The 24,581-nt window shown below is 63.7% G+C and carries 31 protein-coding genes and 1 pseudogene; 16 read left to right on the top strand and 16 right to left on the bottom strand.

Annotated elements, in window-relative coordinates:
- Positions 1-58: 58 nt before the first annotated feature.
- From HG250_RS09095 to dapD, 7 genes are all read right to left on the bottom strand, one after another.
- The gene (locus HG250_RS09095) at positions 59-487 is read right to left on the bottom strand and encodes a DoxX family protein (protein WP_420821318.1); all 429 of its coding nucleotides are present in this window, start codon (positions 485-487) and stop codon (positions 59-61) included.
- Positions 488-563: 76 nt separating this feature from the next.
- The gene (locus HG250_RS09090; protein WP_170004892.1) at positions 564-1,019 is read right to left on the bottom strand and encodes a pyridoxamine 5'-phosphate oxidase family protein; all 456 of its coding nucleotides are present in this window, start codon (positions 1,017-1,019) and stop codon (positions 564-566) included.
- 63 nt (positions 1,020-1,082) lie between these two features.
- Complete coding sequence (locus HG250_RS09085; RefSeq protein ID WP_170004890.1) at positions 1,083-1,373, bottom strand: DUF427 domain-containing protein; 291 nt, start codon at positions 1,371-1,373, stop codon at positions 1,083-1,085.
- Between the two features lie 2 nt (positions 1,374-1,375).
- Complete coding sequence (locus HG250_RS09080) at positions 1,376-1,714, bottom strand: DUF3140 domain-containing protein (RefSeq protein WP_170004888.1); 339 nt, start codon at positions 1,712-1,714, stop codon at positions 1,376-1,378.
- A 72-nt stretch (positions 1,715-1,786) separates the two neighbouring features.
- Positions 1,787-2,011, bottom strand: a complete 225-nt coding sequence (locus tag HG250_RS09075) for a hypervirulence associated TUDOR domain-containing protein (RefSeq protein WP_170004886.1) — start codon at positions 2,009-2,011, stop codon at positions 1,787-1,789.
- A 58-nt stretch (positions 2,012-2,069) separates the two neighbouring features.
- Positions 2,070-2,408 carry a hypothetical protein gene (locus HG250_RS09070; RefSeq protein WP_170004884.1) on the bottom strand — a complete coding sequence of 113 codons (339 nt, stop codon included), beginning with the start codon at positions 2,406-2,408 and terminating at the stop codon, positions 2,070-2,072.
- Between the two features lie 86 nt (positions 2,409-2,494).
- Positions 2,495-3,334, bottom strand: coding sequence for a 2,3,4,5-tetrahydropyridine-2,6-dicarboxylate N-succinyltransferase (gene dapD, locus HG250_RS09065; protein ID WP_170004882.1), 840 nt, complete (start codon positions 3,332-3,334; stop codon positions 2,495-2,497).
- 212 nt (positions 3,335-3,546) lie between these two features.
- Here dapD and HG250_RS09060 point away from each other — a divergent pair, with 212 nt between their 5' ends.
- Positions 3,547-5,937: a S8 family peptidase gene (locus tag HG250_RS09060; RefSeq protein WP_240957033.1), complete on the top strand. Its 2,391-nt coding sequence runs from the start codon at positions 3,547-3,549 to the stop codon at positions 5,935-5,937.
- Between the two features lie 72 nt (positions 5,938-6,009).
- Here the strand turns inward: HG250_RS09060 and HG250_RS09055 are convergent, their stop codons facing one another.
- The 5 genes from HG250_RS09055 to HG250_RS09035 all read right to left on the bottom strand — a co-directional run bounded on the left by HG250_RS09055 (position 6,010) and on the right by HG250_RS09035 (position 11,489).
- Complete coding sequence (locus HG250_RS09055; RefSeq protein WP_170004880.1) at positions 6,010-6,387, bottom strand: GFA family protein; 378 nt, start codon at positions 6,385-6,387, stop codon at positions 6,010-6,012.
- Positions 6,388-6,427: 40 nt separating this feature from the next.
- Positions 6,428-7,507, bottom strand: coding sequence for a phosphotransferase family protein (locus HG250_RS09050; protein WP_338103895.1), 1,080 nt, complete (start codon positions 7,505-7,507; stop codon positions 6,428-6,430).
- The gene (locus tag HG250_RS09045) at positions 7,504-8,595 is read right to left on the bottom strand and encodes a Zn-dependent alcohol dehydrogenase (protein WP_170004878.1); all 1,092 of its coding nucleotides are present in this window, start codon (positions 8,593-8,595) and stop codon (positions 7,504-7,506) included. Before HG250_RS09045 ends, HG250_RS09050 begins: the two co-directional genes overlap by 4 nt.
- Before the next feature lie 86 nt (positions 8,596-8,681).
- Positions 8,682-10,001 (bottom strand): acyl-CoA dehydrogenase family protein, encoded by a 1,320-nt coding sequence (locus HG250_RS09040; RefSeq protein WP_170004876.1) that lies wholly within the window; start codon positions 9,999-10,001, stop codon positions 8,682-8,684.
- Positions 10,002-10,079: 78 nt separating this feature from the next.
- Positions 10,080-11,489: an MFS transporter gene (locus HG250_RS09035; protein WP_240957032.1), complete on the bottom strand. Its 1,410-nt coding sequence runs from the start codon at positions 11,487-11,489 to the stop codon at positions 10,080-10,082.
- 318 nt (positions 11,490-11,807) lie between these two features.
- Here HG250_RS09035 and HG250_RS09030 point away from each other — a divergent pair, with 318 nt between their 5' ends.
- Genes HG250_RS09030 through HG250_RS09020 form a run of 3 tightly spaced genes read left to right on the top strand, consistent with a single transcriptional unit; the run spans position 11,808 to position 14,932 of the window.
- The gene (locus tag HG250_RS09030; RefSeq protein WP_170004872.1) at positions 11,808-12,968 is read left to right on the top strand and encodes an acyl-CoA dehydrogenase family protein; all 1,161 of its coding nucleotides are present in this window, start codon (positions 11,808-11,810) and stop codon (positions 12,966-12,968) included.
- Positions 12,969-12,971: 3 nt separating this feature from the next.
- The gene (locus HG250_RS09025; protein ID WP_170004870.1) at positions 12,972-14,111 is read left to right on the top strand and encodes an acyl-CoA dehydrogenase family protein; all 1,140 of its coding nucleotides are present in this window, start codon (positions 12,972-12,974) and stop codon (positions 14,109-14,111) included.
- Between the two features lie 14 nt (positions 14,112-14,125).
- A complete protein-coding gene (locus HG250_RS09020) occupies positions 14,126-14,932 on the top strand; it encodes an SDR family NAD(P)-dependent oxidoreductase (protein WP_170004868.1) in 807 nt (268 codons plus the stop codon).
- A 44-nt stretch (positions 14,933-14,976) separates the two neighbouring features.
- Here the strand turns inward: HG250_RS09020 and HG250_RS09015 are convergent, their stop codons facing one another.
- The 4 genes from HG250_RS09015 to HG250_RS09000 form a co-directional block, all read right to left on the bottom strand.
- Entirely contained in the window at positions 14,977-15,807 is an 831-nt protein-coding gene (locus HG250_RS09015) for an EAL domain-containing protein (protein ID WP_240957031.1), read from the bottom strand.
- A gap of 86 nt (positions 15,808-15,893) precedes the next feature.
- The gene (gene gmk, locus HG250_RS09010) at positions 15,894-16,553 is read right to left on the bottom strand and encodes a guanylate kinase (RefSeq protein ID WP_240957030.1); all 660 of its coding nucleotides are present in this window, start codon (positions 16,551-16,553) and stop codon (positions 15,894-15,896) included.
- A gap of 100 nt (positions 16,554-16,653) precedes the next feature.
- Positions 16,654-17,061 (bottom strand): hypothetical protein, encoded by a 408-nt coding sequence (locus tag HG250_RS09005; RefSeq protein ID WP_170004866.1) that lies wholly within the window; start codon positions 17,059-17,061, stop codon positions 16,654-16,656.
- Positions 17,062-17,119: 58 nt separating this feature from the next.
- A complete protein-coding gene (locus tag HG250_RS09000; protein ID WP_170004864.1) occupies positions 17,120-17,623 on the bottom strand; it encodes an SspB family protein in 504 nt (167 codons plus the stop codon).
- An 82-nt stretch (positions 17,624-17,705) separates the two neighbouring features.
- Here HG250_RS09000 and hisB point away from each other — a divergent pair, with 82 nt between their 5' ends.
- The 12 genes and pseudogenes from hisB to HG250_RS08940 form a co-directional block, all read left to right on the top strand.
- Positions 17,706-18,299 (top strand): imidazoleglycerol-phosphate dehydratase HisB, encoded by a 594-nt coding sequence (gene hisB / locus HG250_RS08995; RefSeq protein WP_170004862.1) that lies wholly within the window; start codon positions 17,706-17,708, stop codon positions 18,297-18,299.
- Entirely contained in the window at positions 18,292-18,924 is a 633-nt protein-coding gene (hisH, locus tag HG250_RS08990; protein WP_170004860.1) for an imidazole glycerol phosphate synthase subunit HisH, read from the top strand. Before hisB ends, hisH begins: the two co-directional genes overlap by 8 nt.
- Positions 18,925-19,000: 76 nt before the next feature.
- Positions 19,001-19,792: an SDR family oxidoreductase gene (locus HG250_RS08985; protein WP_170004858.1), complete on the top strand. Its 792-nt coding sequence runs from the start codon at positions 19,001-19,003 to the stop codon at positions 19,790-19,792.
- Between the two features lie 51 nt (positions 19,793-19,843).
- Positions 19,844-20,572, top strand: coding sequence for a 1-(5-phosphoribosyl)-5-[(5-phosphoribosylamino)methylideneamino]imidazole-4-carboxamide isomerase (hisA, locus tag HG250_RS08980; protein ID WP_170004856.1), 729 nt, complete (start codon positions 19,844-19,846; stop codon positions 20,570-20,572).
- Positions 20,573-20,582: 10 nt separating this feature from the next.
- Complete coding sequence (hisF, locus tag HG250_RS08975) at positions 20,583-21,362, top strand: imidazole glycerol phosphate synthase subunit HisF (protein ID WP_170004854.1); 780 nt, start codon at positions 20,583-20,585, stop codon at positions 21,360-21,362.
- Between the two features lie 129 nt (positions 21,363-21,491).
- A complete protein-coding gene (locus HG250_RS08970) occupies positions 21,492-21,644 on the top strand; it encodes a PEP-CTERM sorting domain-containing protein (RefSeq protein ID WP_170004852.1) in 153 nt (50 codons plus the stop codon).
- A 51-nt stretch (positions 21,645-21,695) separates the two neighbouring features.
- The gene (locus tag HG250_RS08965; RefSeq protein ID WP_170004850.1) at positions 21,696-22,007 is read left to right on the top strand and encodes a phosphoribosyl-ATP diphosphatase; all 312 of its coding nucleotides are present in this window, start codon (positions 21,696-21,698) and stop codon (positions 22,005-22,007) included.
- Between the two features lie 45 nt (positions 22,008-22,052).
- A complete protein-coding gene (locus tag HG250_RS08960) occupies positions 22,053-22,442 on the top strand; it encodes an HIT domain-containing protein (RefSeq protein WP_170004848.1) in 390 nt (129 codons plus the stop codon).
- Between the two features lie 103 nt (positions 22,443-22,545).
- Entirely contained in the window at positions 22,546-23,046 is a 501-nt protein-coding gene (locus HG250_RS08955; protein ID WP_170004846.1) for a YbgC/FadM family acyl-CoA thioesterase, read from the top strand.
- Positions 23,043-23,750, top strand: a complete 708-nt coding sequence (tolQ, locus tag HG250_RS08950; RefSeq protein WP_170004844.1) for a protein TolQ — start codon at positions 23,043-23,045, stop codon at positions 23,748-23,750. Before HG250_RS08955 ends, tolQ begins: the two co-directional genes overlap by 4 nt.
- Complete coding sequence (locus HG250_RS08945; RefSeq protein ID WP_170004842.1) at positions 23,750-24,199, top strand: ExbD/TolR family protein; 450 nt, start codon at positions 23,750-23,752, stop codon at positions 24,197-24,199. The genes tolQ and HG250_RS08945 overlap by 1 nt, the downstream gene beginning before the upstream one ends.
- A gap of 11 nt (positions 24,200-24,210) precedes the next feature.
- A pseudogene (locus tag HG250_RS08940) lies at positions 24,211-24,581 on the top strand (energy transducer TonB); the annotation flags it as partial.

Raw genomic sequence — 24,581 nt, 5'->3', positions numbered from 1 at the left:
TAGCATTGAGCGGAACCGGTCCGGCGAACCAGCGCAGGTTCTGCCGGGCCTTTTCCTTTCAACGATCCCCGGCGTGCGAACGGTGCCTTCGAAAGGGCGAGCCCGCCAGATCCACGCACCACAAAGTCAGCCAGATGATTACCGGCTGCGCGAACATGCGCGGGATATGATAGGCGAGGCCCAATCCGCCATTCGGCCGGTTCATGTCCAGAATGAAGTGATTGATATTGGCGGGAAAGACGCAGATCGCATAGATCGCCAGCCCGATGGCCCCGGCTCTCCGCAGCTTCGCACTGACCGGTTGCACCAGGGCGAGGGCACCCAGAAGCTCCGCTATCCCGGTCAGCAGCACGACCGTGCCGGGGAAGGGGATGAATCGCGGCATGATGCTCAGGAACGCAGCGGGACTGGCGATGTGCAGATATCCGGCAATCGCATAGGCCGCAGCGAGCGCGAAGCGAAGGGCGGCTCTGGCGGGCACAATCACGAGACCCATCCCGGCCCGATGACCCGCATTGATCGGCCCAGGACATCCTGCACATATGCCGGTTTCTGGCGAGGCATCATTCAGCGGGATCGGGAACGCGCACCTCGCCCTCGTCTTCTCCGGCCCAGTAATGGATGCGCTTGGCAGCGACCTTGATCAGGATCAAACCTGGCGTGTCGACACCCTGTTCGAACCATCGGAAAAGGCTTTCGTCCCAGTGAGCTGCAAACTGGCCCTTGTCGCGGATCAGTTTCGCTTCGCCCTCTACATGAATGAACAGGCCTGGCGCGCCCCTGGCCATGTCGGGAGCCGGAGCGCCGGAATAGGTCAGGCCGACAGAAGCGTCGCGGCCGATATCCTCTACCATCCGCGTGTCGTCATAAGAGAAGAAGAAGCTGTCTCCTTCGTAATCGACTTCCTGATTGTTGCTCATGGGGCGGCCGCCCAGCGACCCGTCCTGCGCGCGGCTGACCAGCATGCAGAAATCGATGGCTTTCATGTGCTCTGAAATATCGGAGATCGTCTTGCTCATGGGAAAGTTGCTCCTTGCCATGACAAACCCGCGGGGCGGGCTGGTTGTTCCACGCGCCGCCGATCAGCATTCCCGGATGACGACGCCTTTCCAGAACGCCACATGATCCTTGATCTGTGCAGCCTTTTCCTTCGGTTCCGGATAGTACCAGGCGGCATCGACATTGCGCTCGCCGCCGGTTTCGATCGTGTAATAATGCGCGGTGCCCTTCCACGGGCATACGGTCGTGGTGTCGCTTTGGACAAGCGACGCCTCGTTCAGGGATGAACGCGGGAAATAGTGATTGCCCTCGACCATCAGAGTCTTTTCCGCCCGCGCAATGATGGTTCCGTTCCAGATTGCTTCCACCGCCATGATCAGCCATCATCCTTGCAGGGGTCGTGACCCCAGTTCATCAGGCTGTACCGCCAGTTGGTGTCCTTGATATCGCCACCAGGTTTCTGCGCCATGTGGCGGTGAACATAGCCGACGACCTTCTGCATGTGCCTGTAATGATCGTCCTTCAGATCGGCTTTCTTCGTCCGCTTGATCTCGACGATGCGGTGACCTGATTTGTGACCGGTGCTCTCGCCGGTGTCGGAATCGCCGACCGACTTAGACTCTTCGCTTTCCAGCCATTCCTCCAGTTCCCCCGGCTGCATGTTCACGCAAGCCATGAATTCGGAATAGACCTCGGCCTGTTTGTCATCGTCCATGTCGATCGTCCTGTTCGTCGGCAGGCTCGGCTGATTCAGCCCGCCGGTGCCATTCCTCTCGGGCGCACGCCCTCAACCCTTCTTCAGTTCGGACCCGAGCTTGAGGACTTCGTCGCCATCGTCCTGCTTGATCAGATAGGCCGGATCGTCCTGACTGCCGTTGCGCTTGATCTTCGACCCCTTGATAGTGCGTTCCACATCGCGGGTGAAACGTTCGGAGATCTTGCCGGTGCCTTCGCCGCTGCCCCATTCCCACTTGACCTTGTCGCCAGTCTGATAGGAGTTTGCATTACTCATGATGTTGGCGCCTTTCTGCTGCTTGGGTCTGGCGAGCCGGGTTCAGTTCGGAAACAGATCAGTTCGGAATGACGTCCAGCTCGCTGTCGGTGACTTCGGGATTGGCCTCGCCATCACTGATCGCCTCGTTCTGCATGATGATGCTGTCGGTATCGGTCCCGATCCCATCACCTTCCCCCGCATCCATCGCGTCGATCGTGCCGCTGACGGTTGCCTCGCTCTCGACCTCGCCCTGGCTCAGGGCGCCGGTGATCCAGATGATCGAGAGCAGCACGATGACCAGCAGCAATCCGCCGAGCAGCACCCAGCGCACGACGCCTTCCTTGGAGCCGCCGCTGACTTCGGTTTCGTTGATGTGCACTTCGCGATTGCCGTTCTTGTATCTGTCGTCGGTCATCTTCTGGTCCCTCCGGGAAATTCGTTGCGATCCCGCTTCCTGATATTACCCCCGGGCCCGGCGAATGTTCCTGCCTTCGCGGCAGTTCAGTCGCGCAGCAATTCGTTGATGGCCGTCTTTTCGCGCGTACGGGCATCGACGGTCTTGACGATGACGGCACAATAGAGCGACGGGCCGGGCGATCCGTCGGGCAGGGGTTTGCCGGGCAGCGAACCGGGCACGACGACGGCAAAGGGCGGCACCTTGCCCATATGCACCTCGCCGCTGGCGCGGTCGACGATCTTGGTCGAGGCACCCAGATAGACTCCCATCGACAGCACCGCGCCTTCGCCCACGACGACGCCTTCGGCCACTTCAGAACGGGCGCCGATGAAGGCGCCGTCTTCGATGATGACGGGGCCGGCCTGTAAAGGTTCCAGCACGCCGCCGATCCCCGCGCCGCCCGAAACATGCACGTTTCTGCCGATCTGGGCGCAGCTGCCAACGGTCGCCCAGGTGTCGATCATGGTTCCTTCAGCGATATGGGCACCGATGTTGACGAAGCTGGGCATCAGCACCGTTCCCTTGCCGATATGACTGCCGCGTCGGGCCACCGCGCCCGGCACGACGCGAAATCCTGCCTCGCGAAACCGGGCTTCATCCCATCCGGCGAATTTCGATGGCACCTTGTCGAATGCGGGCGCTCCGGCAGCCCCGTTTGCAACCATCTCGTTGTCAGAGAGCCGGAACGAGAGCAGGACGGCTTTCTTCAGCCACTGGTTGACTGTCCACCCGCCTTTCCCGTCCGGTTCCGCGACCCGCGCCTCGCCGGTATCGAGCAGCGCGAGCGCCTGTTCGACATCGCCGCGGATGGCGGTGCTCTGCGGCGTGATGGCGGCACGGTCATCCCAGGCTTTCTCGATGGCGGCCTGCAGGTGGGTGGTCATGGTAAGCTGTTCCTTCCGATAAGGCGTGCATTCGCGTCCGGCGCGTGTCGCGAAGGTGCTAGCGATGTGGGGGAAAGGGAGCAAGATGCCGGTGCCGCGCCGTGACGCGCCCGCAGGAGGCATGGCCGGCGATATGAATTGCATGAAATTTGGTCTATTCATGATATGGTTAGGGGTTGTTGGCTAGGCGGGCTGGAGGGGAGTCGCACCGCATGAACCATTCCGACCGGACCCGTCTGCGTCTGCGCGCAGGCGCCACCTGTGCCGCCATCGCCATCCTGTCGGCCTGTGGGGGCGGCGGCGGTTCTGGCGGGCGAGTCATAACCACGCCGGTTCCAACGCCGACACCCACGCCCAGCCCGGTCCCGACACCCACGCCGACCCCCACGCCCGCCGCGAGTTTCGACACGGCGGAATTCCGCCGCTCCGACGGGCCGGATTACCACAATGCCGTAACCGCCTGGTCGCGCGGCGTGACGGGCACGGGATCCAAGATCGCCATCATCGATACCGGCATCGACCTCGACAGTCCCGAATTCGCCGGAAGGATCGACCCGGCTTCTGCCGATGTGGCCAGCAATCGCACGGCGCAGCAGGAAGACGACCACGGCACCAACGTGGCGCTGGTGGCTGCCGCTGCACGCAACAATACCGGCGTGGTGGGTATTGCCTACGGCTCCACGATCATCGCATTGCGCGCCGATACGCCCGGCAGCTGTGCGGAAGAAGACCCGGAAGATCCGACGCTCGGCTGCACCTTCAATTCCACCGCCATCGCAGCCGGTATCGACCGGGCAGTCGGCGCAGGAGCGACCGTCATCAATCTCAGCCTCGGTGGCGGCGGTGTCAGCAATCTCGTGCGGACCGCCGTGGCCCGCGCTGCGGCGCGCGGTGTCGTCCTGATCGCTTCGGCGGGGAACGAAGGGGAATCCACCGAAGCCAATATCGACCCGAGCCAGCCCGATCCCTTCGCTGCGACCATCCTCGAGGCTGGCGGAAGCAATGTCATCATTGTCGGTTCGGTGGATGACAGCGGCGTGATCTCGCCATTCAGCAACAAGGCCGGGAGGCTCGCCGGGTCGTTCCTGACCGCCCGGGGACAGCGCATCTGCTGTGTCTATCAGGACGGTGAATTGTTCATCACCACCGATGAGAATGGCGACCGTTTCGTGACGCTGTTTTCCGGCACCAGCTTTTCCGCCCCGCAAGTATCGGGTGCGGTTGCCTTGCTGAAGCAGGCGTTTCCCAATCTGAGCGGCGCGGACATCGTGTCCATCCTGCTCGACAGCGCACGTGACGCAGGCGCGACCGGGACCGATGTGATTTACGGCCGCGGCATACTCGATATCGCGCGCGCCTTCGCCCCTGCCGGGGCCACTACTCTGGCCGGCAGCACCGCGCTGGTTCCGCTGGGCGACGATACGGGAGTTGGTTCCGGGCCGATGGGCGATGCGCTGTCGCGCGCGCCCGTCACGGCCGTTCTGCTCGACAAATACAAGCGCGCCTATGAGTTCGACTTCGCTGCGCGCGCGCGGAGTGCGGCGCTGCGGCCCCGGCTGGTAGCGGCGCTGGCGCGAAACGGGCGGCACGTGTCGGGGGGCAATGACAATCTGGCGATGGCCTTCCGCATCGGCAATACGCCATCTGAGGATGGCGCGCTGTGGACCGGGCAATTGCGCCTGTCACAGGACGATGCCGAGATTGCGCGGGTGCTGGCCGCCCGCATCGCGATGAAGATCGCGTCCGATCTGCAGGCGGGGTTCGCCTTCGGTGAAGGCGCCGGTGGGCTGGTCGCGCAGATGCAGGGGCAGAGCCGCCCCGCGTTCCTGATCGCGGGCAGCGCACAGGCCGACAATGGGTTCATCGAAAGCGGCGATGCTTCCTTCGCCATCCGCCGGGATCTGGGCGACTGGGGTCTGACCGCCAGCGCGCAGCAGGGCGAGGCCTGGCTCGGCAATTTTCGGCAAAGCGCGGCCAGTGCCCGCCGCGACCGGGAGAAGTTCGGCGCACGGACCTTCGCGCTTACGGCCGACCGCCGGTTCGGCGATGTCGAGGCCACGCTCGGCCTCGACTGGCTGGCCGAGGATGAAACGGTGCTGGGCGCCTATTTCCACGAGGCGCTGGGCGCAACCGGTGCCGACAGCCTGTTCGTCGATGCGACCGCCGGGTATGATTTCGCACCCGACTGGCGTTTGGGGGCGGCATACCGGCAGGGTTACACAAGGGCGAACCGGAGCGGGACCGTCGCCGGGAAGTCCGATTTTACCAGCAATGCATGGTCATTCGATCTGGCGCGATATGACGCACTGAAACCTGGGGATTCGCTTGGCTTCCGTGTTTCGCAGCCATTGCGGATCACAAGCGGCGGGCTGAATTTCGCACTGCCCGTCGCGTATGATTATGCGACCGAGAGCGCCATCCAGGGCGTCCGCACGATGAGCCTTGCGCCCGAAGGCAGCGAAGTGATGGGCGAACTGGCGTGGACGGGGCCGCTATGGATGGGGAAAGCATCGGCCAGCCTGTTCTATCGCAGGGATCCCGGTCATTATTCCACCCTGCCGGATGATCGGGGCATCGCGCTGAAATGGCACCGGCAATTCTGACCGGGCGGAGCGGCCGATCCTGAGCCTGCCTGTTCGAGCAGGCTGCGGAGCGCCGGTCAGCAGCGATGCACCTTACTCATTCTGCGGCAGACCATCGGCAATGTCGTAATAATCGCCTTTGTCGGCGACGAAGATGTGCATCTTTGCCGTGGTCCCGGTGGGTCCGTCGAACGCGCCCATCGCTATGGCCGTCCAGTGGCGATGGACGGGTTCCCAGAACAAGTTCGACCCGCAGCGAGAGCAGAAGCCGCGCCTGACCTTTTCGGACGATTGGAACCAGCCGAGAGCATCATCGCCCGAAATGGCGACGGCAGATTTCGGAACGTCGGTCGAGGCGAAACAGTGGCCCGATTGCTTCCGGCACATGCGGCAGTGGCAGATGTCCGGTTGCGGCAAGTCGCCTGCTACCGTGAAACCTACCGCACCGCACAGGCAGGAACCGGAATGCATCAGCCTTGCTCCCGCTGACCCAGCGCCGATGAAAGGAGTTTCATTCGGCCCCCGCCTTTTTCGCAAAGTCCCATGCGGTCTGCGCCAGCGGTTCTACCCGTTCCGACATGGCGCGGGCATGGGCGCTGGACGCGGTTCCGTCGGCCACGCGTTTCTTGATCCCCTGCATGATCCCCGCCAGCCGGAAGAAATTATAGGCGATGTACCAGTTCATGTCCGGCACATCGTCGCGGCCCGTGGCGGCGCAGTAGCGGGTTACGATCTCATCCAGTTCGGGGATGCCAAGCGCCTGCCTGTCGATATCCATCACGCCTGAACGCCCGCCGTTCTCCGTCACCCAGGCAAGACATAGATAGGTGAAATCGGCGAGCGGATCGCCCAGCGTGGACAATTCCCAATCCAGCACCGCCAGCACCTTGGGTTCGTTCTTGTCGTAAATCAGATTATCGATGCGGTAATCGCCATGCACCACGCTGGTGCGCGTCTGTTCGGGGAGAGTGGCGGGAAGATATTCGATCAACCGCTCCATGGGATCGAGCCGCTCGGTTTCCGACAGGCGATATTGCTTCGTCCAGCGTTCGACCTGCCGCCCGAAATAATTGCCGGGCTTGCCGTAGCTTTCCAGACCCGCCGCGCCGAGATCGACCCGGTGCAGTTCGGCCAGCGTGTCGACCATCGCCAGATAGGTCTGGCGGCGTATCTCGGGCGTCGATCCGGGCATCGACCCGTCCCAGATCGTCTTCCCGTCGACCATGCCCATGACATAGAACATGGCGCCGATGACGCTCTCATCCTCGCACAGTCCATATTGCGGAGCGACGGGGAAGCCGACCTTCTCCAGCCCCGACTGGACCCGGAACTCCCGATCGACCGCATGGGCGGACGGCAGCAATTTGCCAAAAGGCTTGCGCCGCAGCACGTAACGCCCGCTGGGGCTGTCCAGCCGGTAGGTGGGGTTCGACTGCCCGCCCTTGAACTTGGCCTGCGAAAGCGGCCCTTCGAAGCCGGCGACATTATCGCGCATCCATTCGGCCAACCGGTCAAGGTCCAGCCGGTCCTCCCCCTGCGGTTCGATCGTGCCGGTGAAGGCCCGTTCGGCGTCGATCGGCGCGTCCGTCACTGGTCGAACACGATGACGCTGCGTGCGCTGTCGCCTTTCTTCATGCGTTCGAATCCTTCGTTCACATCCTTCAGGGCGATGCGTTCCGATATGATGGTGTCGAGGTCGAGCAGGCCGCGCATGTAGAAATCGACCAGCCGGGGCAGATCGACCGGGAAGCGGTTGTTGCCCATGATCGCGCCCTGCAGCTTCTTGCCCGAAAGCAGATCCATCGCGCCAAGGCCCACCTTGCAGTCCAGCGGCATCATGCCCAGGATGGTCGCAGTGCCGCCCCGGCGCAGGATGCTGACGGCGAAATCGGCGGAAGCCTGGCGGCCCACCGCCTCGATCGCGTGATGCACGCCGCCCCTGGTCATTTCCATGATCTGCTTGGTCATGCCCTCCGCCGTCGGATCGACCACGTCGGTCGCGCCCAGCACCCTGGCCAGTTGGCGCTTTTCGGCGATGGGATCGGCGGCGATGACGCGGCCCGCCCCGGCGATCTTCGCGGCATTGACGGCAGCAAGGCCCACGCCCCCGCAGCCGATGACGGCGACGGTCTCGCCCGGCACGATGGCAGCGGCGTTGAAGATGGCGCCTGCACCCGTGGTGACGGCGCAGCCGATGATGGCGGCGCGGTCGAGCGGCATGTCCCGGTCGATCGCGACGCAGGCATGTTCATGGACCAGCATCTGTTCGGCAAAGGCGGACAGGTTCAGCATCTGGTTGACCGTTTCGCCACCGTTGGCGCGGGTCAGGCGCGGAGGTGCATCCACCGCGCGGCGGGTATCGCCGCCAAGGCACAGCGCCATCCGCCCGGTCACGCAGAATTCGCAATGGCCGCAGAATGCCGAAAGGCAGGTGACCACGTGATCGCCGGGCGATACGGTGCGGACTTCGCTGCCCACGGCTTCGACCACGCCGGCAGCCTCATGGCCGGGAACGGCGGGCAGGGGGTGCGGATAGGCACCTTCGATGAAATGAAGGTCGGAATGGCACAACCCGCAGGCGGCGGTGCGGATCAGCACCTCGTGCGGGCCGGGTTTGGCAATCGACAGATCGCCGATTTCCAGCGGGCTGCCGGCTTTTTCCAGAATGGCTGCTTTCATGTCTCTCGCTCTTCCATCGAAAATGTTCAGCGCGGCCCTTGCACCGGGGACGATGGCAGGGCCGCGCGGGTAATCGGGCAGATATGTCAGGCGTTGGCCGTCGCCGCGGCGCTGCCGCCGCCGCTGCCGGCAGCCATGCCGGTGCCCATCTTCCTGTCGTCAGAAGGATCGGGCGCATGGTTTGCGAACTCCATCCTTGCGATGACGCGGGCATGCACCTCGTCGGGTCCGTCTGCCAGGCGCAGGGTGCGCTGGTGGGCGTAGGCGTGGGCGAGGCCGTAATCGTCGGAGACGCCGCCGCCGCCATGTGCCTGGATGGCATCGTCGATGATGCGCAGCGCCATGTTGGGGGCCTGCACCTTGATCATGGCGATTTCCAGCTTCGCCGCCTTGTTGCCGGCCTTGTCCATCATGTCGGCAGCCTTCAGGCAGAGCAGGCGGGTCATCTCGATATCGATACGCGCGCGCGCCACGCGTTCTTCCCAGACCGAATGCTTGTAGATCGGCTTGCCGAAGGCGCTGCGGCTCTGCAGCCGTTCGGCCATCTTGCCCAGCGCCTCTTCCGCGACGCCGATGGTCCGCATGCAATGGTGGATGCGGCCCGGCCCGAGGCGGCCCTGCGCGATCTCGAAGCCGCGCCCCTCGCCCAGCAGCAGATTGCTGGCGGGCACGCGCACGTCCTTCAGCACCATCTCCATGTGCCCATGCGGTGCATCGTCATAGCCGAAGACGGGCAGATGGCGTTCGATGGTCACCCCTTCGGCATCGAGCGGCATCAGGATCATGCTCTGCTGCGAATGGCGGTCGGCCTCGAAATCGGTCTTGCCCATGACGATCGCCACCTTGCAGCGCGGATCGCCCGCGCCGCTCGACCACCATTTGCGGCCATTGATGACATATTCGTCGCCCTCGCGCTTTATCGAACATTCGATATTGGTCGCATCCGACGATGCGACATCGGGTTCGGTCATCAGGAAGGCGGAGCGGATTTCCCCGTCCATCAAGGGTTTCAGCCATTCGTCCTTCTGGTCGCGCGTGCCGTAGCGATGCAGCACCTCCATGTTGCCGGTGTCGGGGGCGGAGCAGTTGAAGACCTCGCTCGACCAGCCGAGACGCCCCATCTCCTCGGCGCAGAGCGCATATTCGAGATTGGTGAGGCCGGGGCCGTCGAATTCGAAGGAATCGTCCACATGGGCGCGGCCGGATCGCGGCGGCATGAACAGGTTCCAGATGCCGAGCGCCTTGGCCTTTTCCTTTTCCTCCTCGATGACCGGCAGCACTTTCCAGCGGTCGCCTTCGGCCTGCTGCGACAGATAATCCTTGTGCCGCGGAAGCACATTGTCGGCGATGAACTTGCGAACGCGGTCGCGCCAGTGCTGCTGACGGTCTGAAAGGTCGAATTCCATGATCTGTTTCCTTTTTCTGCGCCGCAGACTGGCGGCGGATCAGGTGGATGGCAAGACGTGGCCGGGTAAAAGCGGTAATCAGGGCGTGGTGACAGTCGAGGCGGGATTGCCGCGCGCCGCCGCTTCCAGCGCGCTCAGCCGTTCCTCGTGATCGGCGCGGGTAATCGGAAAGCGGGCGAACCAGAAGGCGGAAGCCATGGCGAGCACCAGGGAGATGACGCCGTAGAAGAGAACCATCCTGTCGATCACGGCAGGCGCGACCGATCCGGGTTCGGCGCCGGCAGGCAGGCCCGCGACATCGAGGATCAGCCCGGCCAGGAAGATGCCGACCCCGCCCGCGCATTTCTGCACGAACCAGTTTCCGGAATAGAACGATCCTTCCGCCCGCCGCCCGGTCCGCTGCTGGAAGGCTTCGACGATTTCCGCGACCATGCTGGAACTGGATAACAGGGTCGTTACCGTCATCCAGTTGGCGAAGAACAGGAATATGAAAACCAGCGTGGTCGACAGGGTCGATCCCGCCTCGGGCCAGAAGCCCGCCAGGAACAGCGTGTAGGGCGTCAGCCACAGGATTACGCCGACGATGGCGGCCCATGCCGCCGCCCTGGCCTTGCCCCAGCGCCGGTGCATCGCGCCCACCGAGACGAAGACGGCGACGATGCTGGCGAACAGCACCAGCGGATAATAGACGAAGGCGCCGGTGCCGAACTGCCAGACGTAGAGATAGAGATAGTTTGTAAAGGCGAAGGTCAGTCCCTGCCCGACATAGGCGGCAACGGCACCTGCGGCGAGGATCAGGAAGGCGCGTTCGGCAAAGGCCTCCCGAATCTCGGAAAATGCGGTTTTCAGCGAAAATGGCGGCGGCTTCACCGCAGGCAGATGGGCGATGCGCCGGTGCTGTCCGATGGCGGAGAATAATGTCGCCACCAACATCAGCCCTGCACCGAACAGGCCGAAGGCGGCATAGCCCTCCGCCTGCAGCAAGCCGCCCTTCAGGAAGACCTGATAGGCCAGCAGCAGCATCAGCAACCCGCCCATCCAGCCGAACAGCGCGCGATAGCGGAACAGGTCGGTGCGCTCGTCGTAATCCAGCGTCAGTTCCGGCACCAAAGCCGCCGAGGGAACCTCCACCGCCGAAAGGCAGAGCCGCACGGCCACGGCGACCGCCAGCAACTGCCAGAAGGTCGGCACTCCATCCAGCGCCGGCGACCACAGCACCGTCCATGCGATGGCGAGCGGCAGGGCGGCGGCGTAGAGCCACGGCAGCCGGCGGCCCCATCGCGTGTAGGTGCGGTCGGACAGATTGCCGAGCATCGGGTCGATGAAGGCGTCGATGACGAGGGCGAGCATCAGCGCCAGGCTGACGAGGCTCGCCTCCATTCCCAGCACCTGGTTGTAGAAGATGAGCAGGAAGACGGAAAAGCCATTGTCCTTCACCCCGAAGGCGACCGCGCCGAAGCCGTGAACCAGCTTCAGCCTGAGCGGCAAGGGTCCACTGGACCCGGCCGAGGCCGGCAACGAAGCAGCCACATTCATGCGCTCACAATCATGCGTGGTTTGCCGCTGCAGCGAAGTACTGCGCATGATCTGTCGCGACTTCTCGCATCTTTCGGTCCTCTCCAAGACCGGGTCAGCTTAGGAGCATGGCCGGCCACGTCAACGCATTGTCGCCTGACGTTACGGCAAGGCGGCCTGCCCAGCTTACGCTTGCGTAAAGGGTCCGAATCGCCCTAGGCTGAAGCCAACGAACGGCATCGGCCCGACAGGTCAGACGCCGCAACCCTTTGGATGAGAGGATATGCTGAGATGGCCGATCTCGAACAATTCCGCAGCGAAACACGCAGCTGGCTGGAGGCGAATTGCCCTGAAGAAATGCGCCAGCCGGTGCATGATGAAAAAGATGTTTATTGGGGCGGGCGTAATGCCAGCTTCAAATCCGAGGCGCAGAAGCAGTGGTTCGAAGCCTGCGTCGAAAAGGGCTACACGGTTCCTGCATGGCCAAAGGAATATGGCGGCGGCGGATTGTCGGCGGCAGAGGCGAAGATCCTGCGCGAGGAGATGGGCCGCATCAACGCCCGCCCGCCGCTGTCCAGCTTCGGCATCTGGATGCTCGGCCCCGCCTTGCTGAAATTCGGCACGGAAGAGCAGAAGAAGCATTATCTGACCGAGATCGCCCGCGGCGAAATCCGCTGGTGCCAGGGTTACAGCGAACCGGGATCCGGCTCCGACCTCGTATCCATGCAGACCTTCGGCGAGGATGCCGGCGATCACTGGGTCGTGAACGGCCAGAAAATCTGGACATCCTATGCCGACAAGGCCGACTGGATCTTCTGCCTCGTCCGCACCGACAAGGAAAACAAGTACCAGGGCATCAGCTTCCTGCTGTTCGACATGGAAAGCGAAGGCGTTTCGACCAGGCCGATCAAGCTGATCAGCGGCAACAGCCCGTTCTGCGAGACCTTCATGGACGATGTGAAGGTGCCGAAAGACCAGATCGTGGGCGAGGTCAATCGCGGCTGGGACGTGGCGAAATATCTCCTCGGGCATGAGCGCGAGATGATTTCCGCAACCGGTGGCGGCGACCGGGCGACCTCGCTCGGCGCGGCGATGAACCGTCAGGGCGAACTCGACCCCGTGCTGCGGGCCGAGATGGCGCTGTTCGACGTGGATGCGCTGGCCTTCACCGCCATGAGCGAGAAATTCATGGATGAGTTGAAAGCGGGCAAGGGCCATCCGGCGCAGCCCAACACGATGAAATATGCCGGAACCGAACTGAACAAGAAGCGCCACGAACTAATCATGGCGGCGGGCGGCAGCCGCAGCCTGGAATGGGACAGCGAGGAAACCGACGGCGGCAAGCCCGCCCGCAGCTGGCTGCGCACCAAGGCGAATTCGATCGAGGGCGGCACGAGCGAGATCATGCTCAATGTCGTCGCCAAACGTATTCTCGAACTTCCGGGAGCCTGAGGAATGGCACTGTATCACGATGACGACCAGGCGATGCTGGCGGATTCTGCATCGCAATTCATGGCCGAGGAAGGATCGATCGCGAAGCAGCTGCGCCACTGGCGCGACCGCGAATGCAAGGATGGTTTCGGCCATGCATTGTGGAAGCAGTTCGGCGAGATGGGCTTTGCCGGGATGATGGTGGCGGAAGATGATGGCGGCCTCGGCATGGGCAATGTCGAAGCGGGTATCGTGCTGGAGGAAATCGGGCGTAACCTGACCCCATCGCCCTTCCTGACCAGTTCCGTCATGGCGGGAACGGCGCTTGGCCATGCTTCGGCCGATCTGAAGGAGCGCTGGATGCCGGGCCTCGTATCGGGCGAGCAGGTCTATGCGGTGGCACTGGACGAAGGGCCGAAGCACCGGCCCGAGAGCATCGCCACCAGGGCGGAGCGTTCCGGCAACGGGTTCCGCCTGTCGGGCACCAAGGATTTCGTGGTCCACGGTGCCAGCGCCGACATGATTATCGTGGCTGCGCGCACATCGGGCAGCGACAGCGATGAGAATGGGGTGACGCTGTTCGCCGTGCCGAGGGATTCCGGCGGCATGTCGCAGGATGCGGTGCGGCTGGTCGATTCCTCGGTCGCGACTCATCTGAAGCTTGACGGTGTGGAGCTGGACGGCGATGCCGTGATCGGCGAGGTAGACGGCGGGCGCGAGGTGCTGAACCGGATGCTCCAGGCCGGCCGGGTCGGCGCTGCGGCGGAAAGCGTCGGCGTGGCGCGCGGGGCCATGGATCTCACTGTCGATTATCTGAAGCAGCGCAAGCAGTTCGGCAGGCTGATCGGTGAGTTTCAGGCGCTGCAGCACCGCGCAGCACATCTTTATTCCGAAGTGGAGATCGCCCGCGCGGCCGTTTTGAAGGCGCAGCAATTGCTGGATGCCGGCAGCGAACAGGCCGATCTGATGGTGTCGGTCGCCAAGGCCAAGGCCGGGCGCACGGCGGGCCTCGCCGTGCGCGAAGGCGTGCAGATGCACGGCGGGATCGGCATGACCGACGAATATGACATCGGCCTGTACATGAAGCGCGACCGCGCGCTGTCTGAATTCATGGGCGATGCCTATTACCACGCTGGCCGCGTCGCGCAGCTGAGCGGATATTGAGAGAGGAACACGCCATGAACTTGCAGGATCTGTTCGGCCTGGAGGGCCGCGTCGCCATCGTGACCGGCGGCAGCCGGGGCATCGGCAAGATGATCGTCGAAGGCTTTCTGGCCGCCGGTTGCGATCGGGTCTACATCACCGCGCGCAAAGAGGAGCAGGTGCAGGCAACCTGCGACGAGCTTGGCGAGAAGGTCATCGGCATCCCCGGCGATCTTTCCAGTATCGAAGGCATCGACGCCTTCGTGAAGGAAGTATCGGGCCGCGAAGACCGGATCGACATCCTCGTCAATAATGCGGGCACCGCCTGGGGCCACGATTTTGCCGACTTTCCGGAAGCGGGCTGGGACAAGGTGTTCGACCTCAATGTGAAGTCGCTGTTCTTCCTCACGCAGAAACTGCACCCGCTGCTGAAGGCCGCGGCGAGCAAGGAGCGGCCCGCCAAGGTCATCAACATCGCCTCTATCGACGGGATGAAGCTGAATCCGTGGGAAACCTATTCCTATCAGGCGTCGAAGGCAGCGGTCATCCACCTGACCAAGCGGCTGGCGGCGCGCCTGGCGCGCGACAATATCGTCACCAGCGGAATCGGGCCGGGCGCATTCCCGTCAGAGATGAACAAGGCCGCCCGCGATAATGAAGACATGGTGGAGAAGGGTATTCCCCTGCGCCGCGTGGGCGACACGATGGATATGGCAGGCGGCGCGATCTACCTCGCCAGCCGTGCAGGCGATTACGTCGTCGGGACTACGATCGCCATCGATGGCGGGGTGGTGAATGCCAATATCGGTGCCGGCAATTTCGTCGATCCGTCGGGCAGATGAGACAGGCGGAGCAGGGGTGAGGGCGGACGCTCTTGGCCCCTGCGTCAGGCTTGCTGGCCGGAATGCGAGGGGTGCCGGGGGTGCGATCCGGGATCGCTCTCAGCCGAAGCAGGCGGCACCGGTGCAAGGGCGGCAGTATCGATGTCCGGCAGGCAACGGAAGCCCGGATGGGCCAACAGGTAACCCTGCACATAGCGGATGCCGATGGCTTTCAGCGCATGCAGTTCCGCCGCCGTCTCGATGCCCTCGGCAATGGCGGTGATGCCAAGGGCGCTGGCGAGTTCGACCATGCTGGCGACGATCTTGCGCCGGATCGAACAGGCGTCGATCCCACGCGTCAGTTCCATATCCAGCTTCAGATAATCGGTCTGGATGCGGCAGAGCAGACCGAGCCCTGCATAGCCCGCGCCGAAATCGTCGATGGCCGTCCCGAATCCCATCTGCGAATAGGTGGCGATGATCCCGCGCACGTGATCGGTATCGACCATCTCCTCGGATTCGGTGAATTCGAAAATAAGCCGGTCGGTGGGGAGGCCGGTCGCCCGCGCTGTCTTGAGGGTGAGCTGGATACAGGCCAGCGGCGAATAAACGGCATTCGGCAGGAAATTGATCGACAGTTTCGCATCCCCATCGAGGATGCCGGCAGCAACCGCGCCTTCGATTGCGGCGACCCGGCATTGCTGATCGAAAGCATATCTGTTTTCCGGGGTCACCCGGGCAAGCACTTCGGCAGCGCTCTCGCCCCCACTGCCGCGAACCAGCGCTTCATAGGCAAAGGCGCGGCCGGATTCCACATTCACGATGGGCTGGAAGGCCATCGCAATGTCGAAATGATGCTGGGGGGCGTTGCAGCCCTGGCAACCGGCCTTTTGCATGGGTTCGTAGTGCATTCGCCTGTATTCGCACGAAAACTTTAACGAACCTTTCCGATCCGCCCCTGCAAATTCGCCAGTGGCCTTACCTATCGCATCAGGTCGCGGACGAAATCTACCAGCCCGGTCTGGCGTGCGCGGCGCATTCGTTCGGATTGCAGGATGCCCCGCACCTTTTCGAAACAGGCGTCGATATCGTCATTGACGACGACGTAGTCGTAACCATCCCAATGGCTGATCTCGCTGCGAGCGCGTGCCATCCGGCCCGCTATGGTGTCGACGCTGTCGGTCCCGCGCGAGGACAGCCGGCGTTCGAGTTCGGCAATGCTGGGCGGCAGCAGGAAGACACGGACGACATCTACCTCCATCCGCTGGTACAGTTGCTGGGTACCCTGCCAGTCGATATCGAACAGAAAATCCTGCCCCGCTTTCAGGCCCGCCTTGATCTGCGCCTTGGGTGTTCCGTAAAAATTGCCGAACACTTCTGCCCATTCGAGGAATTCGCCATTTTCCACCATCGCTTCGAATACGGTGCGATCGGTGAAGATGTAGTCCCTGCCGTCCACTTCTCCCGGCCGCATGGCGCGCGTGGTCACCGATACCGACATGGCGATGGCGCCATCCTCGCGCAGCAATTTATGCGCGACCGTGGTTTTCCCCGCGCCCGAGGGGCTGGACAATACGAACATCAAGCCGCGGCGATGCAGCGTGTCGGGGTTCGGCGTGATATCTGGATTTGCAACGGCCATGCGCGCTGATGCCGCGAGCATGGCCGAAAAATCAAGAGGTCGGGACGAAAATGCCGGTCAGGGCTGACGCCGGTCCGCAATTTCCTATTACCCGACCAGGTTATTTCTTCGCCTGCTCGGCCAGGTCCTTGTCACCGGCGCGCCTCGATTCATGGCTGCTGAAGCTGCGGTCGTAGATGGTTTTCACCAGCAGCCCGCCGCCCACCAGCAAGGCACCGGGGATAGACCGTGTCGCCACCTTGGTGACGCCATAGGTCGCCAGCGTCTTCAGCATCGAACGATTCTTGACGATCCGATGCGCCTGTTCGGCATCGTAGCGGCGGCGCAGAAGGCCCTTTTCCAGCGTATGCCGCGTCAGCCGACCGGCGCTTCGCAGCAAGATGTCCTGAATAAGCAGATTCGTGGCGGGATTGGTGCTCGGCCCGGCGATGTCGTTCGTCCGGCCGTTCAACTTGCGTGCAGCCTTGCGAACCTGTTTCGCGCCGCGTTCGGTGATATGCTTGCTCATCGTTCTTTGCCTGGCCCCGCTGCCTGAACGGCGCGCCGGCTGCGTGAGCAGGTCGCGCCTATTTCTTCTTGCCGAAATCGACGGTGACGACATTCGACCCGTCTTCGGAATCCTCAACTACCGGACGCGCCGCCTGTTCCGTCGGATCGTTCTCCGCATCCTCATGCGGGGCAGGCGCCATGTCGGCCACGCTGGCCTGGAACTGCAGGCCGAAATCCACGGCGGGATCGACGAAGGCGGTGATGGCGGAATAAGGAATGTCGAGCTTGGAGGCCATCTGGTTGAAGCTCAATCCGACCGAGAACCGGGTATCGTCCACCGCCAGATCCCAGAACTTGTTCTGCAGCACGATGGTCATTTCATCCGGAAACCGTTCACGCAGGTGGTCCGGTATGCTGACGCCCGGTGCCCCGGTCTTGAATGTGATATAGAAATGGTGATTCCCAGGCAGTTCGCTGCCGTTCTGCTGGATTTCGCCCAATACTCTACCGACCACGGCGAGCAAGGCTTCCTGCACGATCTCGTCGTAGGGTATCAGGCTGTCGGGCGTGTTGTCGCTCATGCGCCGCTTCGTGGCGCGGGCGGCCGCGCCGGTCAAGCGGGAATCCTTTGCACGCCTCCGGCACGCAGCCTATAGGCGCGCCATGCGACACGCCCTGATTACCCGCGACACCGCCGAAACGAAAATCTCGGTCGAGGTGAATTTCGACGGCACCGGACAATATGACATCTCCACCGGCATCGGCTTTCTCGATCACATGATCGAACAGGTTTCCCGCCATTCGCTGATCGACGTGACCCTGAAGGTCGACGGCGATCTGCATGTCGATCAGCACCATACCACGGAAGACAGCGCGCTCGCCTTCGGGCAGGCGCTGGCCAAGGCGCTGGACGACAAGGCGGGGATCGGACGTTACGGCCTCGCTTTCTCGCCCATGGACGAGACGCTGGCGCGCGTGGCGCTCGACATTTCGGGGCGCCCCTGGCTTGTCTGGAGGGCAGGCTTCAGCCAGGAGAAGCTGGGCGAATGGGATACCGAACTCATCGAACACTGGTTCCATTCGGTAGCGCAGACGGCAGGGCTGACCCTTCATGTCGAACTGCTCTACGGCACCAACAATCACCACATCTGCGAGGCCATCTACAAGGGGTTCGCCCGCGCCTTGCGTCAGGCGGTCGAGATCGATCCGCGCAAGGGCGGGGCGGTGCCATCGACCAAGGGGCAATTGGGTGGCTGAGAAAGTCGCGCTGATCGATTACGGCGCCGGCAATCTCCATTCCGTGCACAATGCGCTGAAGGCTGCGGGCGCTGACGCTGTCGAGGTCACCGCCGATCTCGCAGTCCTGCGCCGGTGCGAGCGGATCGTGCTGCCCGGCGTCGGCAGCTTCCGCTCCTGTGCCGAAGGACTGCGGAACTGCACCGGCCTGATCGCGGCGTTGGAGGACCGGGTGCTGGGCGAGCGCGTGCCTTTCCTCGGCATATGTGTCGGCATGCAATTGCTGGCGACTCGCGGGTACGAACATGGCGAGACGCCGGGGCTGGACTGGATCGGCGGCGACGTGCTGCCGGTCGAGCGGACGGACGAGGCCATCAAGGTGCCGCACATGGGCTGGAACGACGTGGCCCTGCTGCCCCATGCGCGCCAGCATCCTGTCCTGCGCGAGGGCGAGGCCTATTTCCTGCACTCGTACCATTTCGTGGCGGATGACGGACAGGATGTGGCGGCGATGACCGATCACGGCGGCGGTATCGTGGCCGCCGTCTCGCGCGACAATATCGCCGGCGTGCAGTTTCATCCGGAAAAGAGCCAGCGATATGGCATCGCGATGCTGCGCCGCTTCCTGGACTGGCAGCCGGCATAGATCCGCGGCGAATGCGCTCCGGGCGGGAACGGCGGCGCGGGCGGGGCGTCACCCCTTGCAAAGGAGCAAGTTTCAGATGAACGATCATGCAAGCCGAACCGATGCCCGCAATCTTTCCGACGCCCATACCGCCAGACCCGAACTCGCCGGACGCAATGCGATCATCACCGGGGGCACGACCGGCATCGGCCGGGCCATCGCCGTCCTTCTGGCGAGCGAGGGAGTCGATGTCTTCATTTGCGGCCGTGACGAGGATCATCTGGCCGATGCGCTCGCACGCATAGGCGAGGTCGGCACGGGTGACGGCATCGCCTGCGACCTTGCCGAGCGCGAGGGGCTGGACCGCTTCTTCGAGGCGAGCGCCGCCCGCGCCGGCAGCTACGACATCGCAATCTTCTGCGCCGCAGTCCCGGCAGAAGGCCTGACCGACATGGACGAGGACGCCATCCGCTATGCCCTGGCGGACAATTTTACCGGCCTCGTCATCGGTGCTCACAAGGCGGTCGCACAGATCCGGAAACAGGGAACGGGCAGCGGCGATCTGGTGTTCATCGGCAGCTATTCCACGCATAAGCTGGGCGGCGGGTCGACGATCTACGCTGCCACCAAGACCGGCGTTGCAGGCTTCGCGGAGGCCCTGCGCCGCGAGATCGCGCAGGACGGCATCAAGGTGTCGCTCATCACGCCTGCGCTGACCGGCAGCGACTTCCAGCCCGACATGGACGAAGAGGAAAAGCGCGGCAAAATTCGGGATGAGGCGATGATGCGCGCGGAGGACGTCGCGGTCGCGGTGCATTACGCGCTCACCCAGCCGCGTCGCACCGTCATCCAGGAAGTGGTGCTGGCCCAGCGCAACACCGATGCCTGAGCATGCTGCGCCATATTGCGGTTTTGCGCTGCGCAGCCTAGCGCGGCGGGCATGATTATCTTCCCAGCCATCGATCTCAAACACGGCCAGGTCGTGCGTCTTGCCGAGGGCGATATGAACCGTGCCACCGTCTATGGCGACGATCCTGCCGCGCAGGCGGAGGCCTTTGCCGAAGCGGGTGCCAGCCATCTGCATGTCGTCGATCTCGATGGAGCGTTCGCCGGGGAAAGCCGCAACCGCGCCGCGGTCGAGGCGATCGTCGCGCGCTTTCCCGGCCATGTTCAGCTGGGCGGCGGAATCCGCAATGCGGAAGCGGTGGAAGGCTGGTTCGAACTCGGCGTCAGCCGCGTAGTGATCGGAACCGCCGCCCTGACCGATCCCGATTTCGTCAAGGACATGGCGCGCACATGGGAAGGCGGGATCGTCGTGGCGGTCGATGCGCGCGACGGCATGGTCGCCACCGCCGGTTGGGCCGACATATCCGACGTGCCGGTCGCCGACATGGCGCGGCGCTTCGAAGATGCCGGTGTCGCCAGCCTGCTTTTCACCGATATCGGGCGCGACGGGATGCTGAAGGGCTGTAATATCGATGCGACGGTGGAACTCGCACGGGTGACGGACATGCCGGTCATCGCCAGTGGCGGGGTCAAGGGCCTGGACGATATCCGCATGCTGACGATCCATGCCGACGAAGGCATCGAAGGGGTGATAACCGGGCGCGCGCTGTATGCCGGGCGGCTCGATCTCGGTGCGGCGCTCGCCATGGCGGCGGGGGCCTGAGGGCGGCTGCATGACTGTCCGTGTTCGCGTCATTCCCTGCCTCGACGTTGCCGACGGGCGCGTGGTGAAAGGTGTCAATTTCGTCGATCTGAAGGATGCGGGCGATCCGGTCGAACAGGCGCAGGCCTATGATGCAGCCGGTGCCGACGAATTGTGCTTCCTCGACATATCCGCCAGCCACGAAGGGCGGGGCACCCTGCTCGACATCGTCAGGCGCACGGCAGAGGTCTGCTTCATGCCGCTGACCGTGGGCGGCGGGGTCCGCAGCCCGCAGGACGCGCGGGCGCTGCTGCTGGCGGGCGCGGACAAGGTGGCGGTGAACAGCGCAGCGGTTGAACGCCCCGCGCTGGTCGGCGACATTGCCGACCGCTTCGGCAGCCAATGCGTCGTCGCCTCCGTCGATGCGCGCCGGGTCGGGGATGACGGTGGTGAGCGGCGGTGGGAGATTTTCACTCACGGGGGCCGCCGCGCAACCGGCATCGATGCTCTAGGCCATGCACGCGAGCTTGCCCGGCTGGGCGCGGGCGAACTGCTCGTGACCTCAATGGACGGGGATGGAACCAGGGCCGGTTACGATCTGGAACTGACCCGCAGGATCGCCGATGCGGTTTCCATCCCCGTCATCGCCAGCGGCGGCGTCGGGTCGCTGGATCATCTCGTCGAGGGCGTGACGAAGGGCCATGCCAGCGCCGTGCTGGCGGCATCCATCTTCCATTTCGGCATGCACACCATTGCCGAAGCGCATGACGCGCTGCGCGCCGCCGGATTGCCCGCCCGCGCGGCCGACTGAACCCGGAACTCAACACTTTCGTTTTCGCCGGTTTTTCCGGTGCTTATCATGCCGAAGAGGGCAGGTTCATTTTGGGACAATTGCCCGATCCTGTTTGCATGACGTCAGTTTCGGGTGAATGGGCCGGGTATGATTTTTTCCGAATCTCCTGTCTGGTTCGTCGTCGCGCAGGTTTCGGTGCCCGAACCGTCGAATCTGGCTCTGTTCGCCCTCGGGCTTGTGGGGCTGGTGATCGGCCGTCAGACGTCCAGGCGGCGCAGGCAGGATCGCGACGAGGACTAGAGCCGTCACGATGCTTGACCCCCGCGCTAAGGCCTTGGCATGGCGGCAGGCATGGATAGTTTGGGAAGACTCGAAAGCATCATCGCCCGCCGCCGCAGCGCGGACCCTGACGATAGTTACGTCGCGCAGCTGAACGTCCGGGGTCTGCCGGTGATGGCGCGCAAGCTGGGCGAGGAAGCGGTGGAAACCGTGATCGCCGCGCTTTCCGGCAATCGCGATGAACTGACCGCAGAGGCAGCCGACCTCCTGTTTCACCTGCTGGTGCTGCTGAATGCCAAGGACGTTCCGCTTGGTGACGTGCTTGCGGAACTCGACCGGCGCGAAGGGCTTTCGGGGCTGGAGGAAAAGGCAGCGCGCGGGTAAGCTGCGGCCGACATCCCCGCCCGCTGGAGTAAAGGAGACGCCGCCATGCCGATCGACGCGACCCGGCCCTATGACGATCAGAACATATTTGCGAAGATCCTGCGCGGCGAAATCCCGAGCGAACAGGTCTATACCGACGAATGGGCCTATGCCTTTCGCGACATCGCGCCCCAGGCCGCGCTCCACATCCTGATCATTCCTCGCGGGGAATATGTCAGCTGGGACGATTTCTCCGCCCGCGCTTCGGACGAGGAAATCGCCGGTTTCATCCGCGCCGTGGGCAAGGTCGCGCGCGACCACGATCTCGTCGAACCCGGCTACAGGCTGCTGGCGAATGTCGGCGCGCATGGCGGGCAGGAAGTGCCGCATCTGCATGTCCATCTGTGCGGCGGTGAGCCGCTCGGCCCGATGATCGCCCGCCGGAGCCAGGGCTGAAGCGGCGGTTTGCAACCGACGCTACCAGTCGCGGCACCGGCCGTTTGTCGATTATGCCGCTTGCCGCGCGCTTTGCCGCTAAGCTAAGGCTTGCACCAGCATCATGACGATCTTCCCCCAACCGTCCGGCGGCCGTATCGCGGGCACGCGCCATTTTTTCGCCGTGCGGGCCTATTACGAGGACACCGATCTGTCGGGCGTCGTCTATCATGCCAATTATCTCCGCTGGTTCGAACGCGCCCGCTCCGATCTGCTGCGCCTGCTGGGCATCGACCAGCGCGCGGCGGTCGAGGCGGGCGAGGGGGCCTATGCCGTCGCCGATCTCGCCATTCGTTATCTCAGGCCCGCGCGGCTGGATGACGATGTGCTGATCGTGACGGAATGCACCCGGATGCGCGCGGCCAGTTGCCGGATGCACCAGCGTGCGCTGCGCCTGACCCGTGCCGGCGCAGAAGGCGAAGTTTTGAGCGAAGCATCGCTGCGCATCGGCTTCGTCGCACCTGGTGGCCAGCCCCGACGTCAGCCGAGTGGCTGGCGCGCGGCGTTTCAGACTTTTCTCGATCCCGAACCTTCCGTTACCGCATCACCTGAAAGTTCAGCATGACATCTTTCGCTTTTCCCATTCTGGCAGCGGCCGCTGCGCCGGATCGCCTCAACCCGCTGACCCTCTTTCTCGAAGCGGATATCGTGGTGCAGGCCGTGATGCTGGGGCTGGTTCTCGCCAGTATCTGGACCTGGATGATCATCGTGTCGTTTTCGGCCCGTATGGTTTCCGTGCGGCGGAAATGCCGCAAATATGAGATCGAATTCTGGAAGACGGACGATTTCGACCGCTTCATGTCGGAGCGCGGCAAGCGCGACATCCCTTCCGCCCGCATCGCCATGGCCGCGGTCGGCGAATGGCGGCGGTCGACCAGTGGAGAAAAAATCGACCGCGACGGCGCGCGCCAGCGGATCGCCAGCACCATGGAAAGCCAGGTGGCGCAGGAAGCCGACGATCTGGCGGACCGGCTCAATTTCCTCGCCACCGTCGGCTCCGTCGCTCCCTTTGTCGGACTGTTCGGCACCGTTTGGGGTATCATGAACAGCTTCTTCCAGATCGGTGCGCAGGAAAATTCCAGCCTGGCGGTGGTTGCACCCGGCATTTCGGAAGCCCTGTTCGCCACCGCGATCGGCCTGTTCGCGGCCATTCCGGCGGTCATCGCCTATAACCGCTTCAGCCATTCGGTGAATTCGCTGGAGAGCCGCCTGCAACGCTTTGCGGACCGGTTCCACTCCAGCCTCAGCCGGGAACTGGAGCTGGCCTGATGGGGATGAGCGTCGGATCGGGCGGCTCTCGCAGCCGCAGGGGCGCGTCGCGGCGCACGCCGATGGCGGAAATCAACGTGACGCCCTTCGTCGATGTCATGCTGGTGCTGCTTATCATCTTCATGGTCACCGCCCCGCTGATGACCAGCGCCGTGCCGGTCGATCTGCCCGACAGCCGCGCCAATCCGTCGCAGGGTGAGGCCGAGGACGTCACCGTCACCATCGACGCCGATGGCTATATCTATATCGGCGACGAACGCGTGGCCGTGGGCGGCTTCCCCGATGCGCTTGCCGCCCTGGAGCGCAATGCCGGCGAAACGCCGCAGGTGACGCTGCGTGCCGACCGGGCGCTGGACTACGGCCGCGTCATGGCGGTGATGGGTGAACTCAACCGCGCCGGCTTTAATGCCATATCGCTGGTCACCAACGGTTCAGCGACGGCACCATAGCGAGACGGCATATGGCGGGCATCACTCTCAAGCGCGGCGAAGCGATCGGCCTTGGCGTGGCGCTTGCCCTGCATGCCGGACTCGTCGCTGTCCTGCTGATGCAGCCGGAGCGCAATCCGGTCCTGCCGCCTCCGCCGGAACGGATGACGGTCAGCCTTGCGACCGATGTGGGGCTGGAGGCGACGGCGCCCGATCCCGTGCCGGTCAGCCGGGCAGCGACCGCGCCGACGCTGGCGCCGGAGCCTGCACCGGAAGTTTCAGAAAATACCGTGGAAATGGCTGAACCGCTTCAGCCGCAGCCCCGGCCGCAACGACAGCCGCAACCTGCCCCCCGCGTGCAGCGTGAGCCCGAGCCGCGCGCGACGACCCGGCCGCAGCCCCG

The organism is Pseudopontixanthobacter vadosimaris (assembly GCF_012979275.1).
In the GTDB taxonomy this organism is placed as follows: Bacteria; Pseudomonadota; Alphaproteobacteria; order Sphingomonadales; family Sphingomonadaceae; genus Pseudopontixanthobacter; species Pseudopontixanthobacter vadosimaris.
This window is presented reverse-complemented; position numbering and strand designations above follow the sequence as displayed.

What these genes read in the sequence shown, in the direction of transcription:
- HG250_RS09090 (WP_170004892.1), bottom strand. Translation starts at nt 1,019, where the DNA reads ATGAGCAAGACGATCTCCGATATTTCAGAGCACATGAAAGCCATCGAT.
- HG250_RS09085 (WP_170004890.1), bottom strand. Translation starts at nt 1,373, where the DNA reads ATGGCGGTGGAAGCAATCTGGAACGGAACCATCATTGCGCGGGCGGAA.
- HG250_RS09080 (WP_170004888.1), bottom strand. Translation starts at nt 1,714, where the DNA reads ATGGACGATGACAAACAGGCCGAGGTCTATTCCGAATTCATGGCTTGC.
- HG250_RS09075 (WP_170004886.1), bottom strand. Translation starts at nt 2,011, where the DNA reads ATGAGTAATGCAAACTCCTATCAGACTGGCGACAAGGTCAAGTGGGAA.
- HG250_RS09070 (WP_170004884.1), bottom strand. Translation starts at nt 2,408, where the DNA reads ATGACCGACGACAGATACAAGAACGGCAATCGCGAAGTGCACATCAAC.
- dapD (WP_170004882.1), bottom strand. Translation starts at nt 3,334, where the DNA reads ATGACCACCCACCTGCAGGCCGCCATCGAGAAAGCCTGGGATGACCGT.
- HG250_RS09060 (WP_240957033.1), top strand. Translation starts at nt 3,547, where the DNA reads ATGAACCATTCCGACCGGACCCGTCTGCGTCTGCGCGCAGGCGCCACC.
- HG250_RS09055 (WP_170004880.1), bottom strand. Translation starts at nt 6,387, where the DNA reads ATGCATTCCGGTTCCTGCCTGTGCGGTGCGGTAGGTTTCACGGTAGCA.
- HG250_RS09045 (WP_170004878.1), bottom strand. Translation starts at nt 8,595, where the DNA reads ATGAAAGCAGCCATTCTGGAAAAAGCCGGCAGCCCGCTGGAAATCGGC.
- HG250_RS09040 (WP_170004876.1), bottom strand. Translation starts at nt 10,001, where the DNA reads ATGGAATTCGACCTTTCAGACCGTCAGCAGCACTGGCGCGACCGCGTT.
- HG250_RS09030 (WP_170004872.1), top strand. Translation starts at nt 11,808, where the DNA reads ATGGCCGATCTCGAACAATTCCGCAGCGAAACACGCAGCTGGCTGGAG.
- HG250_RS09025 (WP_170004870.1), top strand. Translation starts at nt 12,972, where the DNA reads ATGGCACTGTATCACGATGACGACCAGGCGATGCTGGCGGATTCTGCA.
- HG250_RS09020 (WP_170004868.1), top strand. Translation starts at nt 14,126, where the DNA reads ATGAACTTGCAGGATCTGTTCGGCCTGGAGGGCCGCGTCGCCATCGTG.
- HG250_RS09015 (WP_240957031.1), bottom strand. Translation starts at nt 15,807, where the DNA reads ATGCAAAAGGCCGGTTGCCAGGGCTGCAACGCCCCCCAGCATCATTTC.
- gmk (WP_240957030.1), bottom strand. Translation starts at nt 16,553, where the DNA reads ATGGCCGTTGCAAATCCAGATATCACGCCGAACCCCGACACGCTGCAT.
- HG250_RS09005 (WP_170004866.1), bottom strand. Translation starts at nt 17,061, where the DNA reads ATGAGCAAGCATATCACCGAACGCGGCGCGAAACAGGTTCGCAAGGCT.
- HG250_RS09000 (WP_170004864.1), bottom strand. Translation starts at nt 17,623, where the DNA reads ATGAGCGACAACACGCCCGACAGCCTGATACCCTACGACGAGATCGTG.
- hisB (WP_170004862.1), top strand. Translation starts at nt 17,706, where the DNA reads ATGCGACACGCCCTGATTACCCGCGACACCGCCGAAACGAAAATCTCG.
- HG250_RS08985 (WP_170004858.1), top strand. Translation starts at nt 19,001, where the DNA reads ATGAACGATCATGCAAGCCGAACCGATGCCCGCAATCTTTCCGACGCC.
- hisA (WP_170004856.1), top strand. Translation starts at nt 19,844, where the DNA reads ATGATTATCTTCCCAGCCATCGATCTCAAACACGGCCAGGTCGTGCGT.
- hisF (WP_170004854.1), top strand. Translation starts at nt 20,583, where the DNA reads ATGACTGTCCGTGTTCGCGTCATTCCCTGCCTCGACGTTGCCGACGGG.
- HG250_RS08970 (WP_170004852.1), top strand. Translation starts at nt 21,492, where the DNA reads ATGATTTTTTCCGAATCTCCTGTCTGGTTCGTCGTCGCGCAGGTTTCG.
- HG250_RS08965 (WP_170004850.1), top strand. Translation starts at nt 21,696, where the DNA reads ATGGATAGTTTGGGAAGACTCGAAAGCATCATCGCCCGCCGCCGCAGC.
- HG250_RS08960 (WP_170004848.1), top strand. Translation starts at nt 22,053, where the DNA reads ATGCCGATCGACGCGACCCGGCCCTATGACGATCAGAACATATTTGCG.
- HG250_RS08955 (WP_170004846.1), top strand. Translation starts at nt 22,546, where the DNA reads ATGACGATCTTCCCCCAACCGTCCGGCGGCCGTATCGCGGGCACGCGC.
- tolQ (WP_170004844.1), top strand. Translation starts at nt 23,043, where the DNA reads ATGACATCTTTCGCTTTTCCCATTCTGGCAGCGGCCGCTGCGCCGGAT.
- HG250_RS08945 (WP_170004842.1), top strand. Translation starts at nt 23,750, where the DNA reads ATGGGGATGAGCGTCGGATCGGGCGGCTCTCGCAGCCGCAGGGGCGCG.